The organism is Pseudomonas trivialis (assembly GCF_036864995.1).
GTDB classification, from domain to species: Bacteria; Pseudomonadota; Gammaproteobacteria; order Pseudomonadales; family Pseudomonadaceae; genus Aquipseudomonas; species Aquipseudomonas trivialis.
This window is the reverse complement of sequence record NZ_CP142151.1, coordinates 4,605,332-4,619,265: the sequence shown is the minus strand read 5'-3', so window position 1 is coordinate 4,619,265 and position 13,934 is coordinate 4,605,332. Positions and strand designations below refer to the sequence as shown.

General features: G+C 46.9%; 11 protein-coding genes. 5 read left to right on the top strand and 6 right to left on the bottom strand.

Annotated elements, in window-relative coordinates; all coding sequences use genetic code 11:
* Position 1: 1 nt before the first annotated feature.
* The 3 genes from dndD to VRB54_RS20330 are packed head-to-tail and all read left to right on the top strand — an operon-like array spanning position 2 to position 2,339.
* The gene (dndD, locus tag VRB54_RS20340) at positions 2–1,984 is read left to right on the top strand and encodes a DNA sulfur modification protein DndD (RefSeq protein ID WP_338478536.1); all 1,983 of its coding nucleotides are present in this window, start codon (positions 2–4) and stop codon (positions 1,982–1,984) included.
* On the top strand, positions 1,981–2,172 hold the full coding sequence (locus tag VRB54_RS20335) for a DndE family protein (RefSeq protein ID WP_338478535.1): 192 nt from the start codon (positions 1,981–1,983) through the stop codon (positions 2,170–2,172). The genes dndD and VRB54_RS20335 overlap by 4 nt, the downstream gene beginning before the upstream one ends.
* Positions 2,169–2,339: a DndE family protein gene (locus tag VRB54_RS20330; RefSeq protein WP_338478534.1), complete on the top strand. Its 171-nt coding sequence runs from the start codon at positions 2,169–2,171 to the stop codon at positions 2,337–2,339. Before VRB54_RS20335 ends, VRB54_RS20330 begins: the two co-directional genes overlap by 4 nt.
* 88 nt (positions 2,340–2,427) lie before the next feature.
* On the opposite strand, the gene VRB54_RS20325 is transcribed toward VRB54_RS20330, so the two are convergent.
* The 5 genes from VRB54_RS20325 to VRB54_RS20305 all read right to left on the bottom strand — a co-directional run bounded on the left by VRB54_RS20325 (position 2,428) and on the right by VRB54_RS20305 (position 9,758).
* Positions 2,428–3,519, bottom strand: a complete 1,092-nt coding sequence (locus VRB54_RS20325; protein WP_122679005.1) for a DGQHR domain-containing protein — start codon at positions 3,517–3,519, stop codon at positions 2,428–2,430.
* Positions 3,516–4,337: an HNH endonuclease gene (locus tag VRB54_RS20320; protein ID WP_338478533.1), complete on the bottom strand. Its 822-nt coding sequence runs from the start codon at positions 4,335–4,337 to the stop codon at positions 3,516–3,518. Before VRB54_RS20320 ends, VRB54_RS20325 begins: the two co-directional genes overlap by 4 nt.
* A gap of 484 nt (positions 4,338–4,821) precedes the next feature.
* Complete coding sequence (locus tag VRB54_RS20315) at positions 4,822–5,328, bottom strand: hypothetical protein (protein ID WP_338478532.1); 507 nt, start codon at positions 5,326–5,328, stop codon at positions 4,822–4,824.
* A complete protein-coding gene (locus VRB54_RS20310; RefSeq protein WP_338478531.1) occupies positions 5,304–7,028 on the bottom strand; it encodes an ATP-binding protein in 1,725 nt (574 codons plus the stop codon). Before VRB54_RS20310 ends, VRB54_RS20315 begins: the two co-directional genes overlap by 25 nt.
* An 891-nt stretch (positions 7,029–7,919) precedes the next feature.
* Complete coding sequence (locus VRB54_RS20305; protein WP_338478530.1) at positions 7,920–9,758, bottom strand: serine/threonine protein kinase; 1,839 nt, start codon at positions 9,756–9,758, stop codon at positions 7,920–7,922.
* Between the two features lie 489 nt (positions 9,759–10,247).
* Here VRB54_RS20305 and VRB54_RS20300 point away from each other — a divergent pair, with 489 nt between their 5' ends.
* Positions 10,248–11,201 carry an Mbeg1-like protein gene (locus VRB54_RS20300; RefSeq protein WP_338478529.1) on the top strand — a complete coding sequence of 318 codons (954 nt, stop codon included), beginning with the start codon at positions 10,248–10,250 and terminating at the stop codon, positions 11,199–11,201.
* 334 nt (positions 11,202–11,535) lie between these two features.
* Here the strand turns inward: VRB54_RS20300 and VRB54_RS20295 are convergent, their stop codons facing one another.
* Positions 11,536–11,868, bottom strand: coding sequence for a hypothetical protein (locus tag VRB54_RS20295; RefSeq protein WP_338478528.1), 333 nt, complete (start codon positions 11,866–11,868; stop codon positions 11,536–11,538).
* A gap of 524 nt (positions 11,869–12,392) precedes the next feature.
* Here VRB54_RS20295 and VRB54_RS20290 point away from each other — a divergent pair.
* Positions 12,393–12,929: a LasR-specific antiactivator QslA gene (locus tag VRB54_RS20290; RefSeq protein ID WP_338478527.1), complete on the top strand. Its 537-nt coding sequence runs from the start codon at positions 12,393–12,395 to the stop codon at positions 12,927–12,929.
* Positions 12,930–13,934: the final 1,005 nt, after the last annotated feature.

Genomic DNA, 13,934 nt, shown 5'->3' with positions numbered 1-13,934 from the left:
TATGGCGAAGTTATCCATTAATCATATTTCGATTGAAAACCTGGGGCCCTTTCGTGAGCGGCAAAACTTCGACCTAAGTGTTTTGCCCGGCCGACCTGTTATTTTGCTCAAGGCGCTCAACGGTAGTGGAAAAACTACGCTGCTTACCTCGTTGCAGATCGGGCTATACGGTTATAAGGCCATCAATATAGCGCGTCGTGCCGAGTACGAACAGCTTATAGCCGGACTGCAGCGTAGAGATGCCACAGGGCCAGCGCGAATTGAGATGCAGCTTAGCGTTGAAGTGGGACACAATATTCAAGCGCTAACGATCCGTCGAGAGTGGCATCCAAAAGAAAAAGGATTTCGCGAGCTGTTTCGAGTATTCGCCGGTCATCAAGAAGATTTAGTTCTTGCAGAAGATTGGGATGAATTCATTAACGGAATTTTGCCTGTAGAGTTAGTACATCTCTTCTTCTTTGATGGTGAGAAGATTGAAGCGCTGGCGAATCCGGAGCGTCTACCTGCGCTTTTGCGTCGGGCGACTGAAGTATTTCTAGGTCTGGGTGGTATTGATGCCTTGGCCGGGGATCTAAAAGCGGTCGAGCGACGCGCTAGCAAGAAAATGTTTTCTGCAGATGCCACCGGTGATGGCGACCAGGCTCTCGACTTTGAGTTGGAGCTCAAAGACCTTGAGCAGCGTATTGAAATGCTCTCACAACGGCAAGCACAAGCCAGAACCAACCTCGACGAAGCGCAGCGTAAGCTTGAGAATTTTTCAATTGAAGCTCAGAGAAGTGGTTTAGTCGCCTATCAACAAGCCGCTGAGTTACGTGCACGTTTAGCGGTATGCGAGCAAGACCACGGGCGAGCACGTGCTTCGCTAGTAACAGCTCTGGAAGACCCAATATTACCCTTGGCCTGGCTAGAGCCGCTCTGGGGGGCCTACAAAGAGCATTGGCAGAAGGATCATCAAGCGAAGTACAACCATATGCTCATCGAAGAGTTCGTAAAGCGAGACCAACGTATTCTTGAGCGGTTAGCACTTGATGCGCCGAATATTAAATCAATAACAGCTGAGTTTTTCGCCTCTGATCTAAAAGGTTTGCGATATGACAAGTCTCACATACCGATGTTGCTTTCGGGTGGAGAGCCAGCGGAAATTGAGTCCCAACTCCATCAAGCCAAGCAGCGTCTGAAAGAAGCAAAAGAGATTGTCGCCGCGGCTCAGAGAACGCTGGAGAAGGCTCAAGATGCGGTGCATCAGATTCCTGCAAATGAACAACTTAGTACGGTATTCGAAGCAATGCAGCAGCACACTCAAAGAGTGGCCGCCGCAGAATGGCAGTTACAAGAGTTAAGCCGCGAGCTAACAGAGGCGCGCAATAAACAGACGCATTTTGAGCTGCGTCACCAAGCAGCTTCCGCCCGTGCCAGAGCGGAGCTAAAAGAAAGCACATTCCATCTTAAAGCATTGGAAGCGGCAGATCGTGCAAAAGTGGTTTTGGCCGCGTTCCGGGAGAGACTACTTGCATCTAAGGCACAGTGGCTTTCGGAGATGATTACCTCAGAGTTCAAACAGTTGCTTCGAAAGCGAAATCTTATTTCGCGAGTACTGGTTGAAGCAGACACTTACGCCGTTTCTATCGAGGATGTTAACGGACATACACTACCCATGGAGCGCTTGTCTGCAGGAGAACGGCAGATTTTGGCTATCGCCGTGCTTAGCGCCTTGATCAGAGAGCGGAAGGGGCGTTTTCCTGTAATTGTTGACACGCCTTTAGCGCGCTTAGACCGTAATCATCGGGAGGCTCTGGTTCATAACTTTTTTGCTAAGATCTCGCATCAAGTAATGGTTCTTTCTACAGACGAAGAAGTCGAAGGTACTGTACATACTGCACTCGAACAGCATATGAGTCGGGAGTATTCATTAACTTTCGATGATGAAAGCCGCCGCAGTATCGCCAGTATAAATAGTCAACAGTTTCAGCTAGATACCCTATGATAATCGATCGAGTTCGCTTAACTGCAGCTGCAAAGATACAACTATCAACGTTGAAAAGACGTTATAGTCTAGAGCATAACAATACAATTTGTAGGTATGCACTTTGTATGTCTCTTGCTACACCGGGTAAGTTGATCCAAGAAGAGCTATTATTCCTAGGGGGGTCGAGATCGATTGGAAAATTTTGACTACTGGAAATGAAGATTTTTACATTAATTTGGTAAAAGTTTGGTCTAAAATTAATTCCGAGCCGTTCGATGATGAAAGCATAAAAAGGTTCGTGACTCTACATATCCATAGAGGGCTTTCATTTCTTTCTGGGCGATCTGAGCGCTTGGAGTTCATGCTTGAGTAAGGTAGGCCGCCTTTTGCAAGGCGGCAACTTTGAATACAGGTGCCAGGATAGCTGCGGTACATAAGGGAATGTATTGTAGCTTTCTAGTTTATTCGATACTTTTTATGAACGGAATATCGTTAAACCATGGGTGTTGGTAACGAATGTTCTGGTGGATTGTAGTCAGTGCATCTTGTATAGCATCTCTGACTGTGCGGTTATCCGCGACCTGTAGACTCCACTCAGCACGCCAAAATTCTTCTGTTTGTGTTTTCAGAATATTTCTAACTGTATTGGTTACAGACTCTGGCTCCGCCATATTGATGTCGTTGCCTGGGTATCCAGACAAAAGATTTATCGCGTCTGTTATGTAGCGAGTTAGGCACACTATCCCGACTTTACTGACAAGTTTTTTTTCATTAGGAAAGCAGTTTGGCCAAGTGTTTTTTATAACGTCCCAGATCGTTATAAAAAAATCATACGCCGCGTCCTCGCTAGAAAGTTCCTGTATATTTTTAGATTGAATATAAGCGATCGATGTTTCGATTGCGGATGGGACAACCTTTCGATCGTCCTCCGGCATACTAGGTAATGCTATTATACCTTTGAAAGGACTCTCATCTAAATCGTTCGCGAGACCGACGTAGCTAAGTTGTGGGCTCAGAGAAAGTCTAGAGGTTTTCAACCGGTTTTCTAAATCTATTTTATCTTCTTCTTTCGTCAATCTTAGGGTGAGCGCACGAATATGGTCTGGCGCGACCTTCGTAACTTTATTGTTGATGATAATAAATTGAAAAGCTCGCTCTTCTGAAGTTGCATCTAAAATGGCAACGATTGGCACGCGCGAGTTCTCGTCGAAAGCATTCAGTCCGCACAGTCTATGCTGGCCATCAATGACAAGGATGTTCTCTTTTTCAGCAACGTTGATAACTATATTGCCGCCATCTATCCGGCATGCATTACTTGATATTGTAAGTACAATAGCAGTCGGAATTGTATTTCTAGTATCGCTCTCAAGAAACTTTTTTATCGCTCTGACTTTGCTGTCTTTAAGGGGGCGTTGTATGCCGTCGGTATTGTCGGGTGTGAGCGTTGGGATAGTGCTCCATAAAACCACATCTTTTACAGGTGCCTCAAACAAGCAAAATGTTGGAGCGTTTCCATCATTACGTTGCGAGAACGTTAGGCAGTTATAGTTCATACCGCATCTCTCCTTTTAATTTGAAAATTAAAGAAGTCCACGGCGTCATCTCTATCGATGGCGCTGACTTCGTTAAAGTTAAAGCTTCCGATTGCAAGTGCAGCATCTTTTAATGTTTTTTTGTAATTGCTCGCATATTCAAACATCTCTCTGCGGTGTTGAGCTATTTTTACTTTCTTTTTAATGCTCGTCAGTTCATCCGCCGATGGCTCAGGCTTTAAAGTGAATGAGTGTATGTGGGCGTTCTGCCACAAAATCATGCTTCCTTTCTCTCCGTTGCAAGGAGGGCAGGCGGGCAATAGATTTTCTACGGTGCTATCTCCGCCAAAGCTTTGCGGCCAGATGTGTTCCAACTCCATTTTGTCGAGTGGGTTCTGAGTTTTCTCGTACACCGGCGTTCCGCACATATAGCAATAATTAACTTTGGTTATAGTGAACTGACTACGGACAGAAGATATGATTGCCTTTCTTGATGTTTTTTCAGCCTCTAAGGCTAGCGAAGCCAATCGATCTAAACTGACACCAGATGGGCTCCGGGGTATTTCTAAAGATCTCAAAAAATAATGGGTCATTAACTTGTGATGTTCTTTTTCAGACTCAACATCACTGACGACTCTATTGGCCTTTTTTATAATTCTGGATAGTAAATTTGCTGCTAATATTCCTGCATAATAGGAGGACAGTTCGTGTTGCCGACCTCCTATTTGAAGTGCTTCCAAATTTGATATTTGGGTGAGGTTCTTACGACCTATCAAACTATTATTGATATAATCAAAAAGCATCTCTCCGGCAGTCACCGGCCTAAATTTATAGTCCATGTTTCATCAGTCCGTGATCGTGCTACGGTGGTAGGTTCAAGCATGTGCCGCGTATAGCTTAAATTGTTTTCGGGTGTTTTTCTATTACCCAAGCGTATTTTGTAGCCCAAGCGCGCTCTGCAGGTCACGAAAGCTGATTCAGTTCTTTGCGGCTACTCGCTGGATTCGGAACGAGATATGAGACCAATTCCCCTAGCCCGAATGGCGTTTGGTGTTTAACGTGGCTACTCTAGCGACCAGTTTTTCGGCTGCGAAGTTCACAAGTTCTTACTCACAGGTCCACTGGGCTGCTTTAGTAGCTGTTTTACTGCAGTTCAATCATTCCAGATTTTGCTGTAACACACATTCACTAGGGGCAGCACTGCTACCAGTCGCGGGTGAAATCTTACAAGTAGATCAGCAGCGTTAGAGCTAAAAAGTCGTATGGAGAAAAATGTATGCAGCTGAATAAGTTAAACCAGTGCTTGCGTCTGAGTGGCCGCCCCTAAAGGAGTACGGCCTGATCAGAACTTTCTTTATACCTGTTGTATTCGCCTAGTAGCAGTTCAATTGCATGCTTGGCATACGAGTCTACATCGAACCCTAAATTTATCCGCAAGGACCGGGAGCTCGGTCTAGATAATAGCTTTTTTATTCCGCCGAATTTGTTTCCGTTTAGCAAATACTCTCGGTGGATAGCTTCTTCAATGGCAACTCGAGCGTACTTTCTTTTTTCATACTCTTCCTCTTCTATTACACCGCAGTAAAGACCAATATAAACAAAATCTTCATCGTAATCAGGGCAAGAGGTATTTTCTAACTCTATTCTCAGCTTCTCAGAAAAAGAGCTATTGGCCTTGCTGAGATGGCTTCCCCATCTGGAAGTGGGCATGTTGCCGGTCTCACCAATATAGGCATGATCGGCTGTAAGGATCATATAAAGATAAGATCTCCCCCGGCTACCCCAGACGGTCCCGCAATGCGTGATTAGTCCTCCGACGTGTTTTCCCATGTCCAATCCTGCAGAAATTGATGTACATTACTGTGGAAACGACGAAATATCCGCTCTAAATCATTTTGTGCAACACTGGTTTCGTATGAAAAGACATTACTCTCAGCTAATGCCGAAGCGAAAATTAAGGCCTCTGCTGTTAGTCGTTCTTTAGAGCCATCTTCAAAGCGGTTTAGGTAAACATCATAGAATGGGTGATTTTTGTTAATACAAACAAAAACTCCTTCCTTCGAGTCAAAATATGGTTTCCACACCTGACCGAAAGGAATCTTATTAGAGTATCTGATTTTTTGAAAGTCTGTTTCCAAGGAGAGTATGTCACCATTCTCTTCTTTTTCAGAGGCTATCTTGTCAAGGGCGAGTTGCGCCTCTTCATTTTTCTTTTCCTGCCTTGAAATCGTTTCGGGGTCTACTTCGCCTTTGCCCATCTGCTGAGGATCATCCTCGGGCACGTCTCTTACCGACTGACTAAAGGTTTCTCCCTCTCCCCTCTTAACGTTAATTTTCTCGTGGCAAGCTGCGCGAATTTCTTTTGCGGTTCGGATTGCCTTAGAGATAATTGCTTCAAGGTTATAAATTTGCTCGTCGTCAATTTCTAGGCGTTGCTTCGAAACGTCTACATGCAGAACGTCATCGTGTACATCTTGGATTTCGAATCTGATCCGAATATTAATATCGTCTTTTGTAATTAACGGTTTGCCTGTCGCTCGCTCCAGGCCGTCTCCCCACCGGATAAGCCTACCATTCCTATATATGAAGAAGCCGCTGTTTTCGCGCGATACTCCGTAGCTTTTTACAATTAACTTTTTATCAATAGAGAGCGGAGATTTTTCGTCTGCCATTCGGGCTTGCGGGAATGCTACTGCTTGAATTTTTATGGCAGGTAGGGGGTTATTATCTTTGTCGCGCAACGAATCCCAGTCCTCATCTAAGATCAAGTATGGGCTATAATAGTCGTAGCTATCAAGCGACCAGCCGGTGTTTTTACTTGCCAATTCGGTAAATAATAAGTCCTTGGCTTTTATCTCTTCGTATACTCCTTTGTTATCACTCAAAGAAGTGCGAATTCTGATTTTTAATGGTTTGGCGTTTTCCTTGAGAAATGAGTAGTAAACAACACCCAGCCGCTCTTTTAATTTGGTTAGAGTAGTGCCAGGCGAGGATTGATTAACGTTTTCACATCCTGCAATTTCTACAATAGTTCCAGTAGAGCCACTTACTTCGCTCGAAAATTCTAATTGTTCAGCTCTTGTTAGGGGCTGTCTTAGCAAAGCAAGCCTATTCTCTTTTTCAATTTCTTTGAGATCGAACGTATACTTGTCAGAAATGACACCATCTTTTTTACTAGTTATTGATATTTTGCTTCCGAGTGAGAGTCCCGCAGATTTTAGGCCCATTCCATATTTTGACAGGCTGTTCTTCCCGTAGTTTCTTTTGGAGCCCAATGTGAAGGCATTTACTATCTCTTCATGCGACATGCCTTTACCGTCATCTATTATTTTATAGCTAGATACGCTATTCCTATTCTTAAGCGTCTTACCAGGTCTCAATTCGATTGAAATTGAAATAATTGAGGCTTCTGCTGTAACAGAGTTGTCTATAATGTCCATTATAGCTGTGTATGGCTCGTAGCCAATTTTCGCGATTGCCTCACAAACGCGGATCGCATCAAAGCCTACACTGACTGATATCGCACTCATTTTAGCACTCCTTCGTTATATCCATTCTTGCCTTTGTTTGCTAGAAACGTCGCCCTAAATATCATTATCTAAACGATAAGATTGACTTTCTTGGAATGACTAATTGTACTTTAAGCTGCTTACATAAAGACGTACGGGCTTTTTCTTCTGTCTGAGATGCCTAAGGTTTGTCATATTTACGTCTCGAATAACCTTGATGAAGCTATCTTTACCCCGAAGGCATCATTTCGCAAGCTCAAAAATTGAGGATATACGCATTTTGGTTACGAATACGATAACGGTTTGGCTGTCGCAATTGCCTGCTTGGAAAGCCGTGCGCTTTTGCCCCCGCTGACATGCTCGCGGCCTAGGCGTTTTTTTTGAGGATCGCTGAATTGCATGTGAGTTGAGTGTCATCATGCCAGTTAAACACATCCTATTTCCACCCGCGCGGCATTTGGTAGCTACGAGGTTGGTTTCCTGCACCAGACAGACGCTGATGGTGAAGCGAAATATGCTAGGTGGGCGCTTACACCATTTTTTAATGGCGAGCAATTTGGTTTCTAGCATTAGTTTGGAAGATCCTACCATGATAATACTGTAGAGAAATCTATTATAGCTTTTGAAGTGTGACGGGTTAAGTTGAAGTTAATAATTGTTGCAAATGTTCATAACGATGTGTTTGATTATGTGAGCCGTTCTGCTACGACATTTCTGAAAATGACATCAACAATTTACTGTTGCCGTAAAAGATTCAGAGCGTAACCTTAGACGGTGACTGGTGAGTTTGGATAAAATTCACCAGTTGAGAACAATGGTATACTTAATGCCCCTGGCGTTGACCCATATCAAGCAATACGGTTTTAAATCAAAAAACAGTGATAGGAGGCTAACGGTCTACTCTTTATTAATTTATAGATCGCCCGCGTGCTCAAAGTCTATGAGATAGTTGTCTCCGATTACAGCGCGAGGTGTCATATAGGCTACACGACCAGCATTATCTTTTAACCTTACTGGCTTGCCAATCGATAAGTCTACAGCTCCTGGGGCCCCGCTGTTTCCAGAGAGTTCTTTCAAGTGGACATATAATCGATGAATACCCCCCTCAATTTCGTCATGCACGAATGCCAGCTCGCCCTTAAGACCCGCTAGGCTCACCCAAGATCCTCCGCATATCATTGATCTAGAACGAGGGTCTCCATTCAGTACAACTAATAAGTTTTCATCAGGCAGAGTCACTACCGTTGAGTTGAAAGAGCCATGAGCCACAAAAATCACTACATTCTTGAGCGTGGGAAGAGCTACTTCTACAATTCCATTCGCTGTCTTCGCTGCCGCTAAAGTAATACCTTCGCTATCAATGAAGCGCAAAGACACCCCACTCAACATATCGCCTTTCTCGTCATGAACCTTGATACGTACCAATTTGGGTTTGTGTTCAATTTTATGCGACGGAATTATTAGGGATAATGTTTCCGACAAGGCTTTCAATGTTGCTTCGGTCATTTCAGCCCTGAGCGTGTCGATCTTAATGGGTTCGTCTGCTCCATTTTCGATGAATTCATAACATCTTTTCCAAATGAGGTTAATAAAGCCTGCTTTATTTCGCCATTCAAGTATTATGCGCCCTTGCAGATTCACAGCTGGAAAGGATTCACAATTCAGATCAAGTATCAAAATTATAAAAGCCAGCCTATCTTGATCGGCCGGTACCTCTACCCTAAGCTCCAAAAATCCACACTTGGGGTTTTTGTTTATAGTGGTGGTGATTCCTAGTGACTTTTCTATTAGGTTTTTTAAATTAGACAATGGAGAGTTAAGATAGTCGGATAACCGATTCGTCAGTGATCGGATCGCTTCATCACGAACCTTTTGAGATTTAGCAGCACGCGCTCGAGAGTGCTGCCATTGCTCGATTGCAGCAATGTGCTCTTTGAAATCTATATTAGTGGGCATAGAAATCTCAACGTTGGGAGCCAACCAGGCTCGAAGTTCCTCTCCAACTAGCTTCATGCTGGGTCGCCTTGAAGGCTCAAACGCCGTCGCCGAGGCGATCAAACGGTCGAGCTCAATGACACCCCTCTCTCCTGATAGATAGGAGCCTATCCTGAATGCGCTGTGATCGAGATCGTAACTGCCGGGTAATGGATAATGTTGGCCTGTTGCTATGACCCATAATGACTTTGCAAGCGAGAACACGTCTGCGCAACGCTCGTCGGCGTTTCCTGGATCGTTGAGCATTTCCGGGGCTAGGTAGTAGATAGGCCCAATCTTTCTGCCCCCGCCGGTGACCGCCTTCTTGCCCTGAAAGGTCGCTAGACCAAAATCACCGACAGCCCAGCCCCCGTCATAGAAGAAGAGGTTGTCAGGTTTGATGTCGCGATGAGAGACCTTCAACTGGTGCATTGCTGCTAGCGTTTCAGCGTAGGCGGCAAATGCCTGGACAACCGTGCGAAGCCCTGACCTATCGCTTAACTGGTCAGTTAACAGCTTGGCCAGACCCATTACGAACCATTTCTGGCCTGGCTCATCAGGATCTACCTGTGATTCGAGAACAGGGAGCACGCCGGGTATGTCTGCACAGAGTCGCATGGACATTACTTCGTCATGAAAACGGTTTCTGGCTTTGGGCGAGTCATAACGCAATATTTTCATTGCGCCTTTTTGCTCTCCCTTTTGGGCAAGTCGAACGATTCCGTTCCCACCACTTCCGAGTTTTTTGGAGAGGCGCCACCCGCCGATCTCGTTCACTCCAACATCCTTGTTACCCGCCATTACGTCACACCACCTAGACAAAAATTGCAGTCTAGCAACATACCTTGTGCATGTGAGTACCCCGAGGGCGACTGAATCGCCTCGGATTCTCTAGGCACTTGCAAGCCCATGAGTTGTACCCCGCCAAAAGGTTGAGTTGTAGGCGGTTGCGGGGTATTTGAGATTCGAAGCGAGCAAGCTCGGAATGTTGAGCTAGCTTGATAGGCTAGTGACACGCCACGCCTACGAGAAAATCAACAGCCGGTACATCGGCAAGGAGCGCTTCATGCAGAATAATTGCTTGGCCAGAGATGTTGGGGCAACCACTATGCGTCATTCCGGGGGGAAATGAGGAAAGCCATACTCGTTGCGTTAATCCTTTTCACAGTCGGCATTGGCGGGTGTAGTAGCAATAGATTCTCCCCTTTCCCAAAATTCGGTGGAAAAATTGAAGGGGTCGCGTGGTGCAGCTCGCGATACCTCGACATGGTAAACGAGTATCAGGTAATTAAGCCTAATGGGGAAGTTGCGAGAAAGCTTAAGTTGGCCAGCGACGGCTATATTTATGCTTTGGCCGCGACTTTGACACTCCAGAAGGAGAACGCCGACCAACAATATAATTTTGTGCGCCCTAGTGAGCTGGAGTTAATACCAGAACTGTCAGTTGATTCGTGGAATGGCTTTCAGGCCGAGACCTACAAGCTGAATAAAGGCAGCATAGGAAACAATGAGATGATCATTGCATTCCGTGGCTCAGACCAAATGTTTATCGATTATGTCTTCCAGAACTTTGGAATTTGGCAAGTGCAGAATAAACCGGCCAGAGAGTATGTACATAAAGCAGTGGCTTACAGAAATGCGCATTCGAGCGAGTTCGGACCCAAGGTTGTAGTTACCGGAAACTCCCTCGGCGGGGCGCTCTCCGTTCACGTAACAAATAATGCTGAAACGGGAGGTTTAATTACTGACGCCTGGGTATTTAATCCTAGCCCTCGCCCTGGTGTATCACCTCCCCCGAACGGTAATCCGAAAATTCGACTGCTTTCGACGTACTCTGAACAGCTAAATATGTTCAATCGAGACAAACTTGGCGCCCAGTCCCAGAACACCTACACAGATTTCAATTTGATTGAGAGCAGTGCCATCTACAATCATTACCGCTGGATTTTAGCGAGAGAAATTCTTTGGTATGCTGACTTTGGTTTATATATCGAATCTAATAAAAAAGCTGTTGATACACCTCCTTTGTTAATTCTTAAACAGCAGCACGTGAGAGATGCCAACTGTGAACTTACGGAGCCTAAAACCCAAGCGTTGCGGACGGCTTATAACAAAAAAGTAGAAGCTGCAAAGTCTGCGAGCAAGTCGCCTGATCCGGCACTCGGAATGATCGAAGCAAGTCAGTTGCAAGGGATCGATGCCAAAGTCCTGACCGAGTAGTTTTAGGGTATGACGTGTACACATGCCAGGGAGCGACCTTGAAAAGGTCATCCCAGGCAAACAAACGCTTTGGTTGTGAATAGCTAGGACAACCCACGAAGCGAAGCCGCGTGCTCCAAGCGGCGGTGTAGGCCGATTCCTGACCGTCGTAACTGTCAGCTAGTGGGGGGACTGGAAAGCATAGAGCATTGAGATTTTGGATAAAGTGATAGTGTTAAAGCACGTCCTCGATACGACGATCGTATCCTGAGTTTTGTGGCCTTAATGGACGAGAGCTGGTCGTTAGGGTGACCCGCAGTAACTGAAAGCGGTTTAATACCTTGTGAGAGGATGCTTACATTGATTTGACCGATACCAGTTCTACAAACCTGAATTTTTTTCGGGCCGTTTTAGTTGCTTCTTGCTCTGCAATTAAGGAGCTCAGCGTATCGGCCTCATGTACCATTTCGTGCATCTTGCCTTCAAATTCATTTCCCACCCGTAGCGTGACTCTCAGCCTGGGCGTGAAGCCTTTTGAGACTTTCTTTTTCTTCGCTGCCTTTACCGGTTGCACCATCACGACACCCGGGGCAGTGTCTTGCACGTATTTGTTAATTGAAGGCGCAGGGGACTCAGAATCACCGAATAGCGCCCGGCGCATCTCTTCTTCCGTCAATTCTGTATTCATACCATTTCTCAGAGGGTGTTATGTACCATCTCACTGATTCTATCAGCCTGGGCGGACTTTGCAGTAAATCGTCACAGAGTCTGTCATGAAGCGGTAGAGGGCCACCAACTACCAGCGAGCGTTAGCGTCTGGGCCAGCAGCCTTCGTTGGAATGTATATCTTATTGATACTGCCCGCTTGTGTTGTCGCGTCTTCACATTTACGCTTTGCTCCGTCGCGGTCAATCCCGTGGCCGGGTGTCAGAACCTGAATTGTTCGAGGCGCATAGCGCCATAGCCAGCGTTCAAGTGCTTACAGAGGCTTAGCCGCTGCTTTTCTATGGCGTTCGACGGCAGCTGGCCGGTTCCCTCGGACGCCGGTTTCTGACCCCCGTACGGTCCGCCACCCAATTCGTGTCAGAACGGCTGGGTGGACGGCTCCTTAACTGTCCGAGGAGATAAGGAAAATGACCTGTCCCCCTTTTAAGCTCGTGCGCCACCCCGGTCAAATGGTCCAAGCTGCAAACGATCTCGGAGGATTCCGTGATGTTTGATCTTTCGCTTCTCATCGGCCTCCCCAAACCCAACCGCATCGATACTTCATCGCTTACCCCTGAAGATGCAGCGGTTAAACTGCGGCAGGCTGCCACTCTCCGGCTTAACGGAGCCCAGAGTATTCTGCTTTATTTTCCGCAAGACGTTGAGCTGGCAGTAGAGCTGTTAGATGACGCCGCCGTGTTGTACGACAAGGCATTCCGGAATTTAACTGGCATTCCAGCTCAAAGCTTTCATCAACAGATCCATGAGTATGTCTCTGTCCCCTCCGCTGAGGGGGCTCCCGCGATCCAAACCCCGTGGGGCGATGAGTTCGCTTCGGTAATCAAGGAGGGTGTCCGTTGCGCAGAGACTTGGCTTGAGGGCTCATCATTACCGTTATGGTGGGCGCTGTCTCAGAACCGAAAACGTCATCGTCTAGGTGATCCCCAAGAGGCATTTGAAGCAGGTTTTTTGTTGCGGTTGCAGCAGACGCTGATCATGCGACGTGAGGTCGTCACTTCCCAATCAACCCGCTTTGATGCCTGAGTCTGTAATTGACGTTTGAGATTTGCTTTTCCCGCCAAACCCTCTGATCAAGCGATCTTTGATCGCGCCGATCGGAGGGTTCACTCGCTTTTTCTCGAATCCGCTGCGTTCCACCCTCCATGCTCAAATTTAATTCACACCACGCCTGCTTTCACCATCAGTAATTCCCCGCGATTTCTATCGAGCGCAACATTATTCAGTGCGTGTGTTCGAATCTTTTCGTTGGGTATAGATGTAGGTATGGCGACAGCGGCGACGCCGGCGACAACCCAGGTATAACGTGGTCTGGAGCATGGCGACAGAAGTGGCGACAGTCGCCACTTTCTCAGCGCATTGGCTGTGACGCTTGACCGCCTTTTCGAGTGGGTATAAAAATTGGCGCACGGAACGCTGTCGTTGACAGCGCCTGCCCAGGTAGCCAGAACCTTTAAGGCTACGCCACTCGTGTGGTGGTTCTTCCCCAAGTGCGATTAGCGTCCGGCGGCTCGCACGGTCACTCCCCAAGAGTGATGGATGCCCACTCGGCCAATCTGCCCACTGCGGCTGACGATGGACCTACCTCGCTGCATTGCAGCAACCTCACCCTTCGGCACTATTCGCTGCGCCAGACTGCGCCCGTCTCTTTCTCCTGGAAAGAGACGGGCGCTTGTACCACTGCTGCAAGCCACGTCGTACAGGGCACTGCCGCAACTCTCCTCGTGACAATCGGCCTGACAAATCCGATTCGTCGCCATCCGCAACGACACAGGCACCGGTGCCGCAGCCCATGGAAGTGCTGCACCTGACTGACAGTCAGGCATGCCCCAGGTGTCTAGGTCTTTGCCTTCTCCCTCCCAGGGTCTCTAGCTGCCGAACTCGTCAGTCGGCACAGCCTCCACCCGCCCGCATTTTCTGATGCGTCTAAGGAGGCCAGATTCATGGGTTAATGCCCTCGCTCCCGGTTGTAAGGAGCCGTTCGTTCCGCGTCAGTGAACACCTCACAGGCCGCAGGGGCCTTGATCCCTG

Coding starts and splice junctions, on each gene's coding strand:
- dndD (WP_338478536.1), top strand. CDS start 2: ATGGCGAAGTTATCCATTAATCATATTTCGATTGAAAACCTGGGGCCC.
- VRB54_RS20335 (WP_338478535.1), top strand. CDS start 1,981: ATGATAATCGATCGAGTTCGCTTAACTGCAGCTGCAAAGATACAACTA.
- VRB54_RS20325 (WP_122679005.1), bottom strand. CDS start 3,519: ATGAACTATAACTGCCTAACGTTCTCGCAACGTAATGATGGAAACGCT.
- VRB54_RS20320 (WP_338478533.1), bottom strand. CDS start 4,337: ATGGACTATAAATTTAGGCCGGTGACTGCCGGAGAGATGCTTTTTGAT.
- VRB54_RS20315 (WP_338478532.1), bottom strand. CDS start 5,328: ATGGGAAAACACGTCGGAGGACTAATCACGCATTGCGGGACCGTCTGG.
- VRB54_RS20310 (WP_338478531.1), bottom strand. CDS start 7,028: ATGAGTGCGATATCAGTCAGTGTAGGCTTTGATGCGATCCGCGTTTGT.
- VRB54_RS20300 (WP_338478529.1), top strand. CDS start 10,248: ATGGTAAACGAGTATCAGGTAATTAAGCCTAATGGGGAAGTTGCGAGA.
- VRB54_RS20295 (WP_338478528.1), bottom strand. CDS start 11,868: ATGAATACAGAATTGACGGAAGAAGAGATGCGCCGGGCGCTATTCGGT.
- VRB54_RS20290 (WP_338478527.1), top strand. CDS start 12,393: ATGTTTGATCTTTCGCTTCTCATCGGCCTCCCCAAACCCAACCGCATC.